The organism is Angustibacter sp. Root456 (genome assembly GCF_001426435.1).
In the GTDB taxonomy this organism is placed as follows: Bacteria; Actinomycetota; Actinomycetes; order Actinomycetales; family Angustibacteraceae; genus Angustibacter.
On record NZ_LMER01000001.1, the window covers coordinates 80,205 to 97,655 of the forward strand.

Annotated in this window: 18 protein-coding genes; 8 read left to right on the plus strand and 10 right to left on the minus strand. The window is 73.7% G+C overall.

What is annotated here, in order from left to right; genetic code table 11:
- Window positions 1-2: 2 nt before the first annotated feature.
- Window positions 3-2,186 carry an ATP-dependent DNA helicase RecG gene (gene recG, locus ASD06_RS00440; protein WP_369853650.1) on the minus strand — a complete coding sequence of 728 codons (2,184 nt, stop codon included), beginning with the start codon at window positions 2,184-2,186 and terminating at the stop codon, window positions 3-5.
- Window positions 2,187-2,239: 53 nt separating this feature from the next.
- On the minus strand, window positions 2,240-3,880 hold the full coding sequence (locus ASD06_RS00445; RefSeq protein WP_056671769.1) for a DAK2 domain-containing protein: 1,641 nt from the start codon (window positions 3,878-3,880) through the stop codon (window positions 2,240-2,242).
- Window positions 3,881-4,057: 177 nt separating this feature from the next.
- Here ASD06_RS00445 and rpmB point away from each other — a divergent pair, with 177 nt between their 5' ends.
- The gene (gene rpmB / locus ASD06_RS18290; protein ID WP_082537551.1) at window positions 4,058-4,243 is read left to right on the plus strand and encodes a 50S ribosomal protein L28; all 186 of its coding nucleotides are present in this window, start codon (window positions 4,058-4,060) and stop codon (window positions 4,241-4,243) included.
- A 219-nt stretch (window positions 4,244-4,462) separates the two neighbouring features.
- On the opposite strand, the gene ASD06_RS00450 is transcribed toward rpmB, so the two are convergent.
- On the minus strand, window positions 4,463-5,452 hold the full coding sequence (locus ASD06_RS00450) for a thiamine-phosphate kinase (RefSeq protein WP_056672848.1): 990 nt from the start codon (window positions 5,450-5,452) through the stop codon (window positions 4,463-4,465).
- Between the two features lie 68 nt (window positions 5,453-5,520).
- Here ASD06_RS00450 and ASD06_RS00455 point away from each other — a divergent pair, with 68 nt between their 5' ends.
- Both ASD06_RS00455 and ASD06_RS00460 read left to right on the plus strand, forming a co-directional pair.
- On the plus strand, window positions 5,521-5,754 hold the full coding sequence (locus ASD06_RS00455) for an Lrp/AsnC family transcriptional regulator (protein ID WP_056672849.1): 234 nt from the start codon (window positions 5,521-5,523) through the stop codon (window positions 5,752-5,754).
- Entirely contained in the window at window positions 5,733-6,203 is a 471-nt protein-coding gene (locus ASD06_RS00460) for a DUF3515 domain-containing protein (RefSeq protein ID WP_056671772.1), read from the plus strand. Before ASD06_RS00455 ends, ASD06_RS00460 begins: the two co-directional genes overlap by 22 nt.
- A 28-nt stretch (window positions 6,204-6,231) precedes the next feature.
- Here ASD06_RS00460 and ASD06_RS00465 read toward each other — a convergent pair whose 3' ends face one another.
- The gene (locus ASD06_RS00465) at window positions 6,232-7,365 is read right to left on the minus strand and encodes a D-alanine--D-alanine ligase family protein (RefSeq protein ID WP_056671775.1); all 1,134 of its coding nucleotides are present in this window, start codon (window positions 7,363-7,365) and stop codon (window positions 6,232-6,234) included.
- A 69-nt stretch (window positions 7,366-7,434) separates the two neighbouring features.
- Between ASD06_RS00465 and ASD06_RS00470 the strand changes: the two genes are divergently transcribed.
- From ASD06_RS00470 to ASD06_RS00480, 3 genes are read left to right on the plus strand one after another with little or no spacing between them, the layout of a single operon-like run.
- Window positions 7,435-8,586: a PLP-dependent aspartate aminotransferase family protein gene (locus ASD06_RS00470; protein WP_056671779.1), complete on the plus strand. Its 1,152-nt coding sequence runs from the start codon at window positions 7,435-7,437 to the stop codon at window positions 8,584-8,586.
- A 26-nt stretch (window positions 8,587-8,612) separates the two neighbouring features.
- Window positions 8,613-9,509, plus strand: a complete 897-nt coding sequence (locus tag ASD06_RS00475; protein ID WP_056671782.1) for an alpha/beta fold hydrolase — start codon at window positions 8,613-8,615, stop codon at window positions 9,507-9,509.
- A gap of 7 nt (window positions 9,510-9,516) precedes the next feature.
- Complete coding sequence (locus ASD06_RS00480) at window positions 9,517-10,080, plus strand: dihydrofolate reductase family protein (RefSeq protein ID WP_056671786.1); 564 nt, start codon at window positions 9,517-9,519, stop codon at window positions 10,078-10,080.
- Window positions 10,081-10,084: 4 nt separating this feature from the next.
- Here ASD06_RS00480 and ASD06_RS00485 read toward each other — a convergent pair whose 3' ends face one another.
- Together ASD06_RS00485 and ASD06_RS00490 are read right to left on the minus strand one after the other, a co-directional pair.
- Window positions 10,085-11,086, minus strand: coding sequence for an NAD(P)H-dependent glycerol-3-phosphate dehydrogenase (locus tag ASD06_RS00485; protein ID WP_056672852.1), 1,002 nt, complete (start codon window positions 11,084-11,086; stop codon window positions 10,085-10,087).
- Between the two features lie 26 nt (window positions 11,087-11,112).
- A complete protein-coding gene (locus ASD06_RS00490; RefSeq protein WP_056671789.1) occupies window positions 11,113-11,865 on the minus strand; it encodes a 1-acyl-sn-glycerol-3-phosphate acyltransferase in 753 nt (250 codons plus the stop codon).
- Window positions 11,866-11,984: 119 nt separating this feature from the next.
- Here ASD06_RS00490 and cofC point away from each other — a divergent pair, with 119 nt between their 5' ends.
- Together cofC and ASD06_RS19215 are read left to right on the plus strand one after the other, a co-directional pair.
- Window positions 11,985-12,671 (plus strand): 2-phospho-L-lactate guanylyltransferase, encoded by a 687-nt coding sequence (gene cofC / locus ASD06_RS00495; RefSeq protein ID WP_200941765.1) that lies wholly within the window; start codon window positions 11,985-11,987, stop codon window positions 12,669-12,671.
- A gap of 10 nt (window positions 12,672-12,681) precedes the next feature.
- Window positions 12,682-12,873 (plus strand): hypothetical protein, encoded by a 192-nt coding sequence (locus ASD06_RS19215; protein ID WP_056671795.1) that lies wholly within the window; start codon window positions 12,682-12,684, stop codon window positions 12,871-12,873.
- 6 nt (window positions 12,874-12,879) lie between these two features.
- Here the strand turns inward: ASD06_RS19215 and murA are convergent, their stop codons facing one another.
- The 4 genes from murA to leuC form a co-directional block, all read right to left on the minus strand.
- Window positions 12,880-14,196 (minus strand): UDP-N-acetylglucosamine 1-carboxyvinyltransferase, encoded by a 1,317-nt coding sequence (murA, locus tag ASD06_RS00505; RefSeq protein WP_056671798.1) that lies wholly within the window; start codon window positions 14,194-14,196, stop codon window positions 12,880-12,882.
- A gap of 84 nt (window positions 14,197-14,280) precedes the next feature.
- The gene (locus tag ASD06_RS00510; RefSeq protein ID WP_056671801.1) at window positions 14,281-15,090 is read right to left on the minus strand and encodes an HU family DNA-binding protein; all 810 of its coding nucleotides are present in this window, start codon (window positions 15,088-15,090) and stop codon (window positions 14,281-14,283) included.
- A gap of 338 nt (window positions 15,091-15,428) precedes the next feature.
- Window positions 15,429-16,022, minus strand: a complete 594-nt coding sequence (gene leuD, locus ASD06_RS00515; RefSeq protein WP_056671804.1) for a 3-isopropylmalate dehydratase small subunit — start codon at window positions 16,020-16,022, stop codon at window positions 15,429-15,431.
- Between the two features lie 9 nt (window positions 16,023-16,031).
- Complete coding sequence (gene leuC / locus ASD06_RS00520; protein WP_056671807.1) at window positions 16,032-17,426, minus strand: 3-isopropylmalate dehydratase large subunit; 1,395 nt, start codon at window positions 17,424-17,426, stop codon at window positions 16,032-16,034.
- Window positions 17,427-17,451: the final 25 nt, after the last annotated feature.

The window sequence follows — 17,451 nt, forward strand, 5'->3', positions numbered from 1 at the left end:
CCTCAGCCCCGCTCGAGGAACTCCTCGCGCCCCTCGCCGAGCAGCACGTCGATGGCCTCGGCCAGCGCCGGGTGACCCGACAGGTCGGGGTCGCCGGCGAGCACCTCGGCCGCTGCCTCTCGGGCCTGCCCGATGAGGTCCTCGTCGCGCAGCACGCGCAGAAGCCGCAGCGACGACCGGTAGCCCGACTGCGCCGCGCCCAGCACGTCGCCCTCGCGCCGCTGCTCGAGGTCGACCCGCGACAGCTCGAAACCGTCGGTGGTGCTCGCGACGGCGGCGAGCCGCTCTCGCGCGGGGGTGCCGTCGAGCGTCTCGGTGACGAGCAGCGCCAGGCCGGGCGCGCTGCCCCGGCCGATGCGGCCGCGCAGCTGGTGCAGCTGCGAGATGCCGAAGCGGTCGGCGTCCATGACCACCATCACCGTGGCGTTGGGGACGTCGACGCCCACCTCGATCACCGTCGTGGCCACGAGGACGTCGACCTCGCCGCGCGCGAACGCAGCCATCGTGGCCTCGCGCTCCTCGGCCGGCAGGCGCCCGTGCAGCACCTCGATGCGCAGGCCCGCGAGCGTGGGCTCCCCCCGCAGCGGCTCGAGCACGTCCAGGACGGCGAGCGGCGGGCGGCGGCCGGTCTCGTCGTCGGGGACGTCGGCGCCGGGGGCGGTGTCGACGTCCGGTTCGGTGCCGTCACCGCCGATGCGCGGGCACACCACGAAGGCCTGGTGCCCGGCGTCGACCTCCTCGCGCACGCGCTCCCAGGCCCGCGTGACCCAGCGGGGGTGGTCGCCGGGCACGACGTGGGTGGTGATCGGCGACCGGCCGCGCGGCAGCTCGGTGAGGGTCGAGGTCTCCAGGTCGCCGAACACCGTCATCGCCACGGTGCGCGGGATCGGCGTCGCGGTCATGACGAGCACGTGCGGCGGCACCGAACCCTTGGCGCGCAACGCATCGCGCTGCTCGACGCCGAACCTGTGCTGCTCGTCGACGACCATGAGGCCGAGGTCGGCGAACTGCACGTGCTCCTGCAGCAGCGCGTGCGTGCCCACGACGATGCCGGCCTGGCCCGACGCCGCCTCGAGCAGCATCGCGCGGCGCACCCCCGCGGGCTGCGACCCGGTGAGCAGCGCCACCCGGGTGCCGATGTCGCTGCCGCCGAGCATGCCGCCCTCGGCGAGGTCGCCGAGCATCGCGGTGATCGAGCGGTGGTGCTGCACCGCCAGCACCTCGGTGGGCGCGAGCAGGGCCGCCTGACCGCCGGCGTCGACGACGCCGAGCATCGCCCGCAGGGCCACGAGCGTCTTGCCCGAGCCCACCTCGCCCTGCAGCAACCGGTGCATCGGGTGGGAAGCCGCGAGGTCGGCCGCGATCTGCTGCCCCACCTCGCGCTGGCCGTCGGTGAGCGCGAACGGCAGCCTGGCGTCGAACGCCTCGAGCAGCCCACCGGACGCCGGAACGCGGGGCACCGCCGGCAGGTCAGCGAGCGCCGCTCGCCGCCGCAGCAGGGCGGCCTGCAGCACGAAGGCCTCCTCGAACCGCAGCCGCCGCTGGGCCTCGAGGGCCTGCTCCATCGTCGCCGGGTCGTGCACTCCTCGCAGCGCCTCGTCGAGCCCCATCAGGTCGCGGGCTCGCAGCACCGAGACGGGCAGCGGGTCGGGCAGCGGCGGCAGGGTCTGCACGAGCGGCGTGATGGCCCCTCGGATCTGCCAGGACTGGATGCCGGCGCCCGCGGGATAGATCGGGATCGGCTTGCGCGCCAAGGCCTGCGCGGCTTGCGGGTCGTAGTCGGGCAGCCGCTCGTAGAGCGGGTGGGCCAGCTGCCGGCGGCCCTCGTAGAGCCCGACCTTGCCGCTGAAGAGCGCCACCGTGCCCACCGCCAGCTCGCGCTCGTACTTGGCCGTGAGGAACGACTTGGCCGCGAAGAAGACGAGCTCGAGGGTCCCCCGGCCGTCTCCGATCCGCACCTGCACCCGGCTGCCCCGGCGCTGCCGCATGGTGTGCGCGGTCACCTGCTGCACCTGGGCGAGCACCGTGACGTGCTCTCCCACCGGCAGGCGCGAGAGGTCGGTGAGCTCGCCGAGCTGGGCGTACCGGCGCGGGTAGTGGCGCAGCAGCTCACCGACCGTGGTGATGCCGAAGAGCTTCTCGAGGGCCTTGGCCGCCTTGGGTCCGATCCGCCGGTCGGCGCGCACGGACAGCTCGGCCGACGACGACCCGGCCTGCGCGCCGCCTGGCTCGCTCACCCTCACTCCACACCCAGCAGCAGGGGGTAGCCGGGCTGCCCTCCGGCCACGACGTTGACCTCGACGTCGAGCCGGTCAGCGCGCACGCGCGCGACGACCGCCTCAGCCAGCCGGGCGGCGTCCTCGCTGTCACCGGTCACCACGGTCAGGAGCTCGCCGCCGCCGGTGAGCATGCGGGTGACGACATCGGCCGCGACGTCAGGCAGCTGCGTGCCGATCACCGCGATGTCGCCGTCGATCAGACCCAGGGCGTCGCCGGGACGGCACCAGCCCGCGGACGTGAGCGCCTCGCCCGCCGCCACCATGACCGCGCCGTGCCGGGTGGCCGCCGCAGCAGCCGACATCCGCACGAGGTTCTGCGACAGCGGACTGTGCGGGTCGTGCACCGCGAGCGCGGCCAGCCCCTGCACCGCAGCGCGGGTCGGCAGCACGGCCACGTGCACGCCCTCGTCCCGGGCGGCCGCCGCCGCGGCACCGGCCGCGGCGAGGGCGTCGCGGTCGTTGGGCAGCAGGATCACCGCCTGGGCGTGCGTGGCGCGGACGGCGTCCAGCAGCTCGGCCGTGGACGGCCGGTGTCCCGGGACGCTCGGCACCACCACCGCACCGGCCTGCTCGAGCACCGCCGCCAGGCCCGACCCAGCGGCCGTGGCCACCACCGCCACCGCCTGCTCGCCGCCGTGGTTCGGCCCGTGGCCCGCTTCGTGACCGGAGGCGGCCCGGCGGCCGAGCTGGTCGGCGATGCGCGTGACGCGGATGCGGTGCGGGCGCCCGGCGGTGACTCCCGCCTCGATCGCCGCACCGACGTCGTCGGTGTGCACGTGCACGTTCCACAGGCCACCGCCCCCGACCACCACGGTCGACTCACCGATGCGGTCGAGGGTGTCGCGCAGGGTGGCCAGCCAGGCCCCGTCGTCCCCGGGGGCGTCGAGCAGGTACATCACCTCGTACTCGGGGCCGGCGTCGGCGCCGTCGACGGCCACGACGCGGGGGGCCCGGCTGCCCGGCGGCGGGCGGTGCGAGCGCACGGTGCGCTGCTCGGTGACGACGCCCAGCAGGCTCTCGAGCAGCACGATCAGGCCCTGGGCGCCGGCGTCCACCACCCCCGCCCGGTGCAGCGCCTCGAGCTGGTCGGTGGTGCGGGCCAGCGCGTCGTCGGCGGCCTCGACCGCGGCCCGCACGACGGCGCCGAGGTCGTCGCCGGCCGCGTCGCGCGCTCCCTGGGCCGCCGCCCGCGCCACCGTGAGCATCGTGCCCTCCACCGGGCGGCTCACCGCGCGGTAGGCCTCGTCGGCAGCTCGTTGCAGCGCCTCACGCACGGCGCCGGCCCCGCCGTCCGGCTGCTCGGCGAGCACGTGGGCCCAGCCGCGCAGCAGCTGGCTGAGGATCACCCCGGAGTTGCCGCGCGCGCCGAGCAGCGCCCCCGTGGCGAACGCGTCGGCCACCTCGGGCAGCCCGCAACCCTCTCCCAGCGCCTCGACGGCAGCGGCGGCCGACTCGATGGTGAGGTAGAGGTTCGTGCCGGTGTCGCCGTCCGGCACGGGGAAGACGTTGAGGGCGTCGATCTCGGCGCGCTGCTCGCCGAGCTGGGCGAGCACCTCGCGTCCCCACTGACGGGCGGCGCGGGCGTCGAGGTGGTCGAGCACGGTCGAAGGCTAACCGCATTTGGGCCGCTCGGCCGCCGTCGGCTACGCTGTACCGGTTGCCCGACCCGTTCGGGCTCTTTCGCACGTCCCCCGCCACCAGCACGGTGCCCGTCCCGGTGCCTGCGGTGCGCGCGTGCGAGACCTCACGACCACGTACCAGCGATCAGGAGAGCACCCGTGGCTGCCAACTGCGACGTCTGCGGCAAGGGGCCGGGTTTCGGTCATTCCATCTCGCACTCGCACCGCCGTACCAAGCGGCGTTGGAACCCCAACATCCAGCGAGTGCGCGCCATGGTGGGCTCCACCCCCAAGCGCCTCAACGTGTGCACCTCCTGCCTGAAGGCCGGCAAGGTCACCCGCTGAGCCTCGCACCCCGTCGGTGAGGGCCGGTCCGCTGCTGCGGGCCGGCCCTCACTGCATCCGCACCACCACTCACCGCACCCAGCCCCCACCGCACCCAGCCCCCACCGCACCCAGCCCCCACCGCACCCAGCCCCCACCCCGCCCCGGCCCCCCACCTCGTTCGTGATCATGCACGCCAGCGCAGCTCGGGTGCGCTGACGTGCATGATCACGCCAGGGGTCAGGGGCGGAAGTGGTCCCAGCCCTGGACGGCGGGCTCCTCGCCGTCCAGCAGCACCGGGGGGCGCCCCTCGATCGGGGGCAGCACCTGACCCACCGCCGTGAAGCCGTCGGGCAGCACGACGCCCGCCGGGAAGGTCGCGGCGAGCGGATGGTCCTCTCCCCCGGCGAGCACCCAGGGCCCCCAACCGTTGTCGGGCCGACCCAGCGCCCGCAGCGCCGGAGCGAGCGGCGCCGCGAACGCCGTGAGCTGGCTCCAGTCGAGGTCGATGGCGACGCCGCTGGCGCGGGCGAGCCGGCCGAGGTCGCGCACCAGGCCGTCGCTGACGTCGAGCATCGCCGTGGCGCCCGCCTGCGCCGCCGCCGGGCCGGCCTCGTACGGCGGCTGCGGACGGCGGTGGGCCTCCACCAGGTCGGGGGCGGCGTCGGGGCGCCCGGCCTGCAGCAGCGCGAGCCCCGCGGCCGACCCACCGAGCCGGCCGGCCACCGCGACCACGTCGCCGGGCCGCGCCCCTGACCGCAGCACGGCCGGGCGGCCCTGCAGGTCACCCAGCGCCGTCACCGACACCATCACCACCGGGCCGGACGACAGGTCACCCCCGACGACGCCCGCGCCCGTGCCGGCGCAGGCCGCCGCCAGGCCCTCAGCCAGGCCCACTGCCCATGTCACCGGGAGCTCAGCGGGCGCCACCAGCCCGACGACCAGCGCGGTCGGCACCGCACCCATGGCCGCGACGTCCGCGAGGTTCTGCGCGGCGGCCTTCCACCCGACGTCCTGCGGTGACGACCAGTCGCGGCGGAAGTCCCGGCCCTCGACCAGCACGTCGGTGGTCACCACGACGCGCCCGTCCGGAGCGCGCACCACGGCGGTGTCGTCCCCGGGGCCGATGAGCGTGCTCGGCGCGACCGGCAGCACGGGGAAGATCGCCGCGAGCAGGCCGTCCTCGCCCACGTCGGCCAACGTCGTCGTGGACGCAAGGTCATCTGCCACGTCCGGCACGGTAGCGTTCGGGGCGAAGCGGGGCAGTCGGCACCGCCCGAGCAGTGGAGGACGCGGTGGTGGTGCAGGCCTACATCCTCATCCAGACCGAGGTCGGCAAGGCCGCCACGGTCGCCGAGACGATCGCCGGGATCACCGGGGTCACCCTCGCCGAGGACGTCACCGGCCCCTACGACGTCATCGCGCGCGTCGAGGCCCGCAACGTCGACGAGCTGGGCAAGCTGGTCATCGCCAAGATCCAGGACGTCGCAGGGATCACCCGCACGCTCACGTGCACCGTCGTCCACGTCTGACCTGGCTGCTCGCCGCCGCGGTGGCGTTGGCCGCCGTCACGGCGGGAACGGTGTGGTGGCTCACCCGGCCCCTCGAGGTCACGGCGCCGGTCGGTGCGGCTGACCCGGCGTGCGCCGAGCTGGCGGCGAAGCTGCCCGCGTCCGTCCAGGGGCAGCCTCGGGTGGCGACGTCGTCCGACTCCCCAGCCGTGGCCGCGTGGGGCGACCCCGCGGTCATCTGGCGCTGCGGCGTGCGGCCACCCGGGCCGACCACCGACGAGTGCATCGAGGTCAACGGCGTCGACTGGGTGCGCCACCCGCTGAAGGACGGCCAGTCGTTTACCACCTTCGGCCGCGATCCCGCCGTCCAGGTGCTCGTGCCGAACGCCTACGCACCCGAGCCGCTCGTGCTGCCGCCGTTCTCCGACGTCGTCGCCGCGATCGCGCAGGGCGAGCACCGCTGCCGCTGAGCGGGCCCTGAGGTGGGCTCGGCTGGGCTCAGCGCAGGCCGGTGCGCCGCCGCAGGGCGAGCTGGATCAGCCGGTCGACCAGCGCCGGGTAGTCGACGCCGGACGCCGCCCACATGCGCGGGAACATCGAGATCGGCGTGAACCCCGGCATCGTGTTGATCTCGTTCACCACCACCTCGCCGTCGGGGGTGAGGAACACGTCGACCCGGGCCAGGCCCTCGCAACCCATGACCTCGAAGGTCTCCACCGCGAGCTCCTGCACGCGATCGCGCACGTCGGGTGGCACGTCGGCCGGCGTGGTGAGCCGGACGTCGTCCTCGTCGAGGTACTTGGCCTCGAAGTCGTAGAAGCTGTGACCCGAGACGACCTCGATCTCTCCGAGCTCGCTGGCTCGCGGCGTGCCGTCGAGGTCCTGCAGCACGCCGCACTCGAGCTCGCGTCCGGCGATGCCAGCCTCGACGACGACCTTGGGGTCGTGCTCGCGGGCGGCCTCGATGGCGGCGCGCAGGTCGGCGGGGTCCTCCACACGCGTGATGCCCATGCTCGACCCTGCGCGGGCGGGTTTGACGAACACCGGCAGTGCCAGGGCGGCGAGGCGCGCGAGGACGGCGTCGGGGTCGGTCTCCCACTGGCGCGGCGTGACGACCTCGTACGGCCCCACCGGCAGTCCGTGGCCGGCCAGCAGCACCTTCATGTAGTGCTTGTCCATGCTCGCCGCGGACGCGAGCACGCCCGACCCGACGTACGGCACGTCACCGAGCTCGAGGAGTCCCTGGAGCGTGCCGTCCTCACCGAACGGGCCGTGCAGCAGCGGGAAGACGACGTCGACGTTCCCGAGGGTGCTCGGCACCTCGCCCGGACGCAGCGCGCGCAGCGTGCGGTCGGAGGTGCTGGTGGGCACGAGCACTCCGGGGCCCGAGGTGTCGACCGCGGGCAGCGTGCGGTCGCGCGCCTCCAGCACGTCGGGGTCGTCCTCGGCCAGCACCCACCGGCCGTCGGTGGCGATTCCCACGGGCACGACGTCGTAGCGGTCGCGGTCGAGAGCGCGCAGCACACCGGCCGCCGTCATGCAGCTCACGGCGTGCTCACTGGAACGTCCACCGAAGACGACGGCGACGCGGGGCTTGTGCGGGGCGGGGGCCTGGCCAGGGGTGAGGTTCATCGCCGCAGCACCCTACCCGGGCGTGGACGCCGCCTTCGACGACGCGCCCGCCCGGCTACCCTCCCAGCCGTGAGCGCACCCCAGGACGCCGGTCGCCCGGCCTCACCCGCCGGGCTGGCCCCGGCCACCGTCGCCGTCACCGCCGGACGCCCGAGGACCCGGCCGGGTGCCGCCGTCAACGAGGCCGTGTGGCTGACCTCCACTTACGTGGCCGACGGCCCGTACGACTACGGCCGCACCGGCAACCCGACGTGGGACGCCTTCGAGACCGTGCTCGGTGCGCTCGAGGGCGGCCGGGCCCTCGTGTACTCCGCGGGCCTCGCCGCGATGGCGGCGGCGACCGCGCTGGTGCCCGACGGCTCGGTCGTCGTGGCGCCGAGCAGCGCCTACTCGGGCACCACCACGCAGCTGCAGCTCGCCCAGAGGCAGGGCCGGCTGACGCTGCGGCAGGTCGAGATCGCCGACACCGACGCCGTGGGCGAGGCGCTGCGGGGCGCCGACCTGCTCGTGGTGGAGTCGCCGACCAACCCGATGCTCGACGTCGCCGACCTGCCGGCGCTCGTCGACCTGGCCCACGCCGAGGGCGCGCTCGTGGTCGCCGACAACACGTTCGCGACGCCGGTCGTGCAGCGCCCGCTCGACCACGGCGTCGACGTCGTCGTCCACTCGGTCACGAAGTACCTCGCGGGTCACTCCGACGTCGTCCTCGGGGCGACCGTGACGCGCGACGACTCCGCCGGCCGCGACCTGCACGAGCGGCTGCGGGCTCACCGGCATCTCACCGGAAGCATCGCCGGCCCCCAGGAGGTCTGGCTGGCGCTGCGCGGGCTGCGGACGCTCACGGTGCGCGTCGAGCGGGCGCAAGCCAACGCAGCCGAGCTGGCCCGGCGGCTGCAGGCGCACCCCGCGGTACGTGCGGTGCGGCACCCGTCGCTGCCCGACGACCCCGGGCACGCCCGGGCCGTCGCCCAGATGCGTGGCTTCGGGGCGATCGTCAGCATCGAGGTCGACGGTGACGCGGCGGCCGCCGAGCGGGTGGCCGCGGCCACCCGGCTGTGGGTGCACGCGACGAGCCTGGGCGGCGTCGAGTCGTCGCTGGAGCGCCGGCGACGGCACGCGGCCGAGTCACCCGTCGTCCCGGAGTCGCTGCTGCGCCTGTCGGTGGGCATCGAGGACGTCGACGACCTCTGGGCCGACCTCGACCAGGCCCTGCGCGCCTGACGGACCGCCCAGGTAGGTTGCGCGTCATGGCCTCCTCCCCCGCGCGCACCCTCGACGTCCCGCTGCCCGACGGCCGCACGCTGCACGTCCGCGACGACGGCGAGCCCGGCGACGACCGCCTGTCGTTGGTGCTGCACCACGGCTCGCCCCAGTCGGGCCTGGTGCTGTCGCTGCAGCTCGACGACGCCCGCGCCCAGGGCCTGCGCGTCATCAGCTTCGACCGGCCGGGGTACGGCGGGTCGTCGCGGGCTGAGGGACGCCGCGTCGCCGACGTCGTCACCGACGTCACGCACCTGCTCGACGCGCTCGGCGTCGATCGCTTCGTCACCTCCGGCTCATCGGGGGGCGGCCCGCACTCCCTCGCCTGCGCCGCGCTGCTGCCCGACCGGTGCCTCGCCGCGGCCACGGTTGCCGGTGTGGCGCCGTACGACGTCGCCGGCCTCGACTGGCTCGCGGGCATGGGCGACGACAACGTCGAGGAGTTCGGGGCCGCGGTGGCCGGCGAGGAGCAGCTGCGTCCGTTCCTCGTCGCGGGTCGGCAGGCGATCCTGGACGCCGGACCCGAGGGACTCGAGGCGAGCATGCGCACCCTGCTCCCGCCCGCGGACCTCGCGGTGCTGGGCGGCGAGCTCGGCACGTGGCTGCACGCCAGCATGGCCGACGGCCTGCGACCGGGGGTCGACGGATGGCTCGACGACGACCTCGCCTTCGTGCAGCCCTGGGGGTTCAGCCTCGACGACATCCGCGTGCCCGTGCTGGTGATGGCCGGCGGCCAGGACCTCATGGTGCCGCTCGACCACGGCAGCTGGCTCGCCCAGGCGGTGCCGGGCGCGAGCGCGTTGCTCGACGACGACGCAGGCCACCTCTCGCTGCTCGCGGGTATCGGCCGGGCCCACAGCTGGCTGCTCGAGCAGGCGGGCTGAGACTGCCGTGGGCCGCCTCGTCTACAACGCGATCACGTCCCTCGACGGCTACACGGTCGACGCCGAGGGCAGCTTCGCCTGGGCCCGGCCCGACGAGGAGGTGCACACCTTCGCCAACGAGCTCGTGCGCCCGCTCGGCACCCACCTGCTGGGACGGCGTATGTACGAGGTGATGCGCTACTGGGAGGCACCGCCGGACTCCGGCGACCCCGACTCCGCGATCACCGACGAGTTCGCGGCCCTGTGGCAGGACGCCGACAAGGTCGTCTTCTCCCGGACTCTCGAGCAGCCGACCACCCGGCGCACGACGGTCGAGCGCACGTTCGACCCCGCCGCCGTCCAGCAGCTGGTGGCCGACTCGGCCCGCGACGTCGGCATCGGCGGAGCCACGTTGGCCACGCAGGCCGTGCGGTCCGGCCTGGTCGACGAGCTGCAGCAGCTGGTCATCCCGGTGGTGGTTGGTGGCGGCACGCGATGGCTGCCCGACGACGTCCGGCTCGACCTCGAGCTCACCGAGACCCGCCGCTTCGCCGCCGGGGTGGTGTTCCTGCGGTACGCCGTACGGCGCTGAGCCGCTAGTCGGCCTCGGGCTTGCGCGCGCGCGACAGCAGCCGCCGGCCCATCTCCTGCGGCGACAGGCCGTGGTGGACGACGGCGACCACGCCCTCGGTGATGGGCATGTCGACCCCGTTGGCGTAGGCCAGGTCGAGGATCGACTGGCACGACTTCACGCCCTCGGCGGTCTGCCGGGTGGTGGCGATGACCTCGTCGACGCTCATGCCGCGACCGAGGTTCTCCCCGAAGGTCCGGTTGCGCGACAACGGCGACAGGCAGGTGGCGATCAGGTCGCCCACACCCGCGAGACCGGCGAACGTCGCCGGGTCCGCGCCCAGCGCCTCGCCGAGCCGGGCCGTCTCGGCCAGCCCGCGCGTGACGATCGTCGCCTTGGTGTTGTCGCCGAAGCCCATGCCCGCGGCCATGCCCACGGCCAGGGCGATGACGTTCTTGACCGCCCCGCCCAGCTCGGTGCCCACGACGTCGGTGCCGGTGTAGGGGCGGAAGTACGACGTCGCGCAGGCGTGGGCCACGCGGTCGGCGGTGTCGTGGTCGACGCAGGCGACGACGCTCGCCGCCGGCTGCCGCTCGGCGATCTCGGGCGCCAGGTTGGGGCCCGAGACGACGACGACCCGCTCGGGCGCGATGTGACCGGCCTCGTGGATCACCTGGCTCATCCGCTGGGTGGTCCCGAGCTCCACGCCCTTCATGAGCGAGACCACGGGCGCGCCCTGGGGGACGTCGTGGCGCCAGGCGCTGAGGTTCTCGCGAAGGTGCTGCGAGGGCACGGCCAGGACGACGACGTCCGCGCCGTCGAGCGCCTCGCGCGCGTCAGCGGTGGCCGTCACCGCGGTCGGCAGCTCCAGCTGCGGCAGGTAGTCCGGGTTGCGGTGCTGGTCGCGGATCGCGGCAGCCTGCTCCGGCCGCCGGGCCCACATCGTCACCTCGTTGCCGGCGTCAGCCAGGATCATCGCGAACGCGGTGCCCCAGCTGCCGGCGCCCATCACGGCGCAGCGGCTCACGACACCGTGGCTCGCGACACCGTGGCTCACGAGGCGCGCCGCTTCGGCTTGTGCGGGTTGCCCGTGCGGGGCAGGCCGTGCTCGCGCGGGTCGAAGCGACGCGCGGGCGCCTGCTCCCCTCGCAGCTGCTCGAGCAAGCCGGTGATGTCGCGCATGATCCGGCCCGAGGCCTCGGTGAGCACCTCGGCGTCGAGCGGGCGCCCGCGCAGGTCGTCGAGGTCGACCGGGGGCCCGGCCAGCACGCGCATCGTCTTGCGCGGCAGCAGGCGCAGCCGCTTCGCGTAGGGCATGAGGATCTCCTGGGGGCCCCACTGCGCCACGGGGACCACCGAGCAGCCGGTCGTGAGCGCCAGGCGGGCCGCCCCGGTCTTGCCCACCATGGGCCACAGCTGAGGGTCACGGGTGAGCGTGGCCTCGGGGAAGATCGCGATGCACCTTCCCTGCTCCAGCCCCTCGACCGCGGACGAGAACGCCGCAACGGCGTCGCCCGTCTCACGGTGCACGGGGATCTGGTCGGCCTCGCGCAGGAGCCAACCCACCACCGGCACCCGGAACACCTCCTCCTTGCCGAGGAACACCGGCGGCCGGCCGTTGTCGATGAGGAAGTGCGCGAACGTCAGCGGGTCGACGTAGGTCATGTGGTTGGAGCAGGCGACGAAGCCACCCTCAGCGGGCAGGTGCTCGGCTCCCCGCCAGTCGCGGCGGGTCAGCGCCATGAACAGCGGCCGCAGCAGGTGGACGACGAACCGGTACGCCCAGCTCTGCTCCTTCAGCGACACGCACGCTCCTTCGTCGTGGGAGCGCTGTCGCGCCCGACCTGCATCCTGCAGCGGATGCATCCTCGCCGCCGGGCGGGGGGCTTGTCGAGGCAGCACGCGGTGACTGCGACCATCGGGTGGTGAGCCAGTACGCAGCCCCGAGCCCGCGCCACGGGTGGACGCTCGTCCTGCCGGTGCAGAGCTCCACGCGTGCCAAGAGCCGGCTCGAGGTGCCCGCGGGTGTCGACCGCCCACGACTCGCTCGGGCCATCGCGCGCGACTCCCTCGCCGCGGTGCGCGCGACGTCGGCAGTGGCCCGGGTCGTCGTCGTCACCGCCGACGACGACCTGGCGGCCGAGTGCGCGGCCGCCGGTGACCACGTGGTCCGCGACAGCGGTCGCAGCCTCAGCGACGCCGTGCGGCGCGGTGTCGAGGTGGCCCAGCAGCTCGCCGCCGACCACCCCGCCGCCGTGCTCCTCGCCGACGTCCCGGCGCTCACCCCCGACGAGCTCGCTGCGGCGCTCGAGCAGGCAGCGAGCCGGCAGCTCGCCGTCGTCCCTGACGCCGAGGGCTCCGGCAGCGTGCTGCTCAGCGCCGCGCGGCCGGGCTTGCTGCAACCGGCCTTCGGCGGCGACTCCGCCCTCCGGCACGAGCAGCGCGGCGCCGTCCGGCTCGACCTGGACCTGCCTCGGCTGCGGCGCGACGTCGACACCTGGGCCGCCCTCACCGCGGCCGTCGCGCTCGGCGTCGGGCCGGCCACGGCCGCGGCCCTGGGCGGCGCGGTCGACCTGTGCCCGTGCGGGCCAGCCGCCGGCACCGCGCACTAGCCTGGCCGCCATGCAGGCATCGGTGCACGAGTTCGACACCACGACCGGCGCGGGCAGCGTGCTGCTGGACGACGGCACGCGCCTGCCGTTCGCCGCCGAGGCCTTCGAGCGCAGTGGCCTGCGACTGCTGCGCGTCGGCCAGCGCCTCACCGTCGAGGTCGCCGACGACCGCGTGGTGGGCCTGCGGATCGTCGGCGTCTGAGCGACGTCAGCTGCGCTCGTACTGCGCGCCGACCGCGTCGAGCTTGTCGAGGAACTGCTCGTAGCCGCGGTAGATCAGATCCACGCCGCGCACGGTGGAGGTGCCCTGTGCCGCCAGGGCCGCGATGAGGTAGCTGAACCCGCCGCGCAGGTCGGGCACCTCGATGTCACCGCCCTTGAGCGGCGTGGGCCCGGAGATCACGGCGGAGTGCTTGAAGTTGCGCTGACCGAAGCGGCACGGCAGCCCACCGAGGCACTCGCGGTAGAGCTGGATGGTCGCGCCCATGTCGACGAGCGCGCGGGTGAACCCGAGCCGGTTCTCGTACACCGTCTCGTGCAGGATCGACAGCCCGCTGGTCTGGGTGAGGGCCACGACGAGCGGCTGCTGCCAGTCGGTCATGAAGCCGGGGTGGACGTCGGTCTCGAGCACGAGCGAGCGCTGCGCCTCGCCCTCGCGCCAGAACCGGATGCCGCCGTCGTCGACCTCGAAGGCGCCGCCGATCTTCCGGAACACGTTGAGGAAGGTCATCATGTCGGGCTGGCGGGCGCCCTCGACGTAGATCTCGCCGCGGGTGGCCAGGGCCGCGCACGCCCAGGACGCCGCCTCCATGCGGTCGGGGATCGCGCGGTGGGTGAAGCCCTGGAGCGAGTCGACCCCCTCGATGCGGATCACCCGGTCGGTGTCGACGCTGATGATCGCGCCCATCTTCTGCAGCACCGCGATGAGGTCGAGGATCTCGGGCTCCATGGCGGCGTTGCGCAGCTCGGTGAGGCCCTGGGCCCGCACGGCGGTGAGCAGCACCTGCTCGGTGCCGCCGACGCTGGGGTACGGCAGCTCCAGCCGCGTGCCCTGCAGCCGCTGGGGGGCGTGCAGGTGCAGCCCCTCAGGGCGCTTCTCGACGACGGCGCCGAACTGGCGCAGCACGTCGAGGTGGTAGTCGATGGGCCGCTCACCGATCCGGCAGCCGCCGAGGTCGGGGATGAACGCCTCGCCGAGCCGGTGCAGCAGCGGGCCGCAGAACAGGATCGGGATGCGGCTGGACCCGGCGTGGGCGTCGATGTCGGCGACGTGGGCGCTCTCGACGTTCGTCGGGTCGAACAGCAGCTCACCCTGCTCGGCGCCGTCCGAGACCTGCACGCCGTGCAGCTCCAGGAGCCCGGAGACGATCCGGACGTCGGCGATCTGCGGCACACCGCGCAGCCGGCTGGGGCTCTCGGCGAGCAGGGTCGCCACCATGGCCTTCGAGACCAGGTTCTTGGCGCCGCGGACGCGGATCTCGCCCTTGAGCGGGGTGCCGCCGTGCACGGTGAGGACGTCAGTCATGCCCCCATCATCGCAAGGAAAAGGGCCGACACCCTCATCGAGGGTGCCGGCCCCTTCCGGCCGTGCTCGTCGTTCGGCGGTGGGTCAGCGGGCGCGGCCCGCGCGCTTGGCCGCCGCCTTCTTCGTGGTGGCCTTCTTGGCGGTCGCCTTCTTGGCGGTCGCCTTCGAAGCGGTGGCCTTCGAAGCAGTGGCCTTCGAAGCAGTGGCCTTCGAAGCGGTGGCCTTCTTGGCCGGTGCGGCCTTGGTCGTGGCCTTCTTCGTGGTGGCCTTCGAGGCGGTGGCCTTCTTCGCGGTCGCCTTCTTGGCCGGAGCCGCCTTGGTCGTGGCCTTCTTCGCCGTCGCCTTGGTGGCCGTCGACTTCTTGGCGGCCGTCTTCGTCGTCGCCTTGGTCGCGGCCTTCTTGGCGGTCGCCTTCTTGGCCGTCGAGGTGCTCGCCGCGGCCTTCTTCGCCGTCGTCTTCTTCGCCGTGGTCTTCTTCGCCGTCGTCTTCGACGCCGGAGCCGCAGCCCCGGCCGCCCGACGAGCGCCACCGGCCGCAGAGCCCGCAACCGACGCGGCGACCTTGGTGGCCGACGACGCCGCACGGCCGGCGGCGGCCGCGGTGAACGCCCGCAGCGCCTTGGCGTCGGAGGTGACCTCCTTGAACGCCGTGCCAGCGCGGAAGCGAGGCACCGAGGTCTTCTTGATCTTCACGGCCTGACCGGTCCGCGGGTTGCGGCCGGTGCGGGCGGCGCGGGCGGCCTTCTCGAAGGTGCCGAAGCCGGTGATGGCGACCTTCTCGCCCTTGGCGACCGTGACGGTGATGACGTCGACGACGGCCTCCAGGGCCTCGGCCGCGGCGCGCTTGCTGCCGAGACGTGACTCGAGTGCGTCGACCAGCTGTCCCTTGTTCACTGCGTTTCTCCCTCTTGGAGATGTCCGCCAGGCCGCTGCCCGGCTGATGCCGTTGCCGTCGAGCGGCGCTCGACTCGTGGACGACGGTAGGACCACACGGGGTCCACGTCCAACACATGCGAAGGTCTTAACGCTTGTGTCGCAAGCGTTTGGGGGCCAGGATCGGGCCTTCCGGTTACGGATCGACGGCGTCCTGACCGTGACGGTCGCGATCTGCTGACCAAGCACCGCAGCGGGATCGAGCGCCGAAACCCGTTGCAGCGCAGGCGAAGACGCGAAGAGCCCGATCACCCCCGTGGGGATGATCGGGCTCTTGCGAGGCCGCCAGGCTGGCCGGATCAGGCCGGCGTCGTCAGCGGCAACCAGGCTGGACGACCTTGCTCGAAATTCGTGATCTCGTCGCCGTGTCCGAGGGTCAACGAGATGTCGTCGAGGCCCTCGAGCAGCCGCCAGCGGGTGTAGTCGTCGACCTCGAAGGGGCAGGTGATGTCTCCCGCGTGCACCGTCTTGGCCTCCAGGTCGACCGTGACCTCGGTGCCCGGCTCGTTCTCGAGGAGCTTCCAGAGCAGCTCGACGTCGTCCTGGCTCACCTGCGCGGTCAGCAGGCCTTGCTTACCGCTGTTGCCGCGGAAGATGTCGGCGAAGCGCGAGCTGACGACGACCCGGAAGCCGTAGTTCATCAGCGCCCACACGGCGTGCTCCCGCGACGAACCGGTGCCGAAGTCGGGGCCGGCCACCAGGACGCTGCCGTCCCGGAACGCCGGCTGGTTGAGGACGAACGTCTCGTCCGACCGCCAGGCCGCGAACAGGCCGTCCTCGAATCCGGTGCGCGTCACGCGCTTGAGGTAGACCGCCGGGATGATCTGGTCGGTGTCGACGTTGCTGCGGCGCAGCGGGACGCCGATACCAGTGTGTCGCGTGAAGGGCTGCATGGTGGCTCCTCAGTCCAGGTCGGCGGGGGACGACAGGGTTCCGCGGACGGCCGTGGCCGCCGCGACGGGCGGTGAGACCAGGTGGGTGCGCCCGCCCTTGCCCTGCCGGCCCTCGAAGTTGCGGTTCGACGTCGATGCGCTGCGTTCCCCAGGCGCCAGCTGGTCGGGGTTCATGCCGAGGCACATCGAGCATCCGGCGAGCCGCCAGTCGGCACCGGCCTGCGTGAACACCTGGTCGAGCCCCTCGCTCTCAGCCTGCAGCCGCACGCGCGCGGAGCCCGGCACCACCATCATCCGCACGCCGTCCTTGACCTTGCGGCCCTTCAGCACCTGGGCGGCAGCGCGCAGGTCCTCGATGCGGCCGTTGGTGCACGACCCCACGAACACGGTGTCGACGGCGATCTCGCGCAGCGGGGTGCCAGCGGTGAGGCCCATGTACTCCAGGGCTCGCTCGGCCGCCGTGCGGGCGTTGTCGTCGCCGAGGGTTGCCGGGTCGGGCACGCGCTCGCCGAGCGGCAGACCCTGCCCGGGGTTGGTGCCCCAGGTGACGAAGGGCGTGAGCTCGGCGGCGTCGATGACCACCTCGCGGTCGAACTGCGCGTCGTCGTCCGTGCGCAGGGACCGCCAGGCGGCCACGGCGTCGTCCCAGTCGCTGCCCCGGGGCGCGTGCGGGCGGCCCTCGAGGTAGGCGAACGTCGTCTCGTCGGGCGCGATCATGCCCGCGCGGGCACCGGCCTCGATCGACATGTTGCACACGGTCATCCGCGACTCCATCGACAGCGCCTCGATGGCCTCACCGCGGTACTCGATGACGTGGCCCTGGCCGCCGGCCGTGCCGATGCGCGCGATCACGGCGAGCACGAGGTCCTTGGCGGTGACACCGTCGGGCAGCACGCCGTTGACCGTCACCGCCATCGTGCGGAAGGGCTTGAGCGACAACGTCTGCGTGGCGAGCACGTGCTCGACCTCGCTCGTGCCGATGCCGAACGCGAGGGCCCCGAAGGCTCCGTGCGTCGAGGTGTGCGAGTCACCGCAGACGATGGTCATGCCCGGCTGCGTCAGACCCAGCTGCGGCCCGATGACGTGGACGATGCCCTGCTCGGCGTCGCCCATCGGATGCAGCCGCACCCCGAACTCCTCGCAGTTGCGGCGCAGCGTCTCGACCTGCGTGCGCGACACCGGGTCGGCGATGGGCCCGGGCACGGTGGGGACGTTGTGGTCCTCGGTCGCGATCGTGAGGTCCGGTCGCCGCACCGGGCGTCCCTCGAGGCGCAGCCCGTCGAACGCCTGGGGGCTGGTCACCTCGTGCAGCAGGTGCAGGTCGATGTAGATGAGGTCCGGCTCGCCCTCTGCCCTGCGGACGACGTGCGCGTCCCAGACCTTCTCCGCCAGCGTGCGGCCCATGTCGACTGTCCTTTCGTGGTCTCGC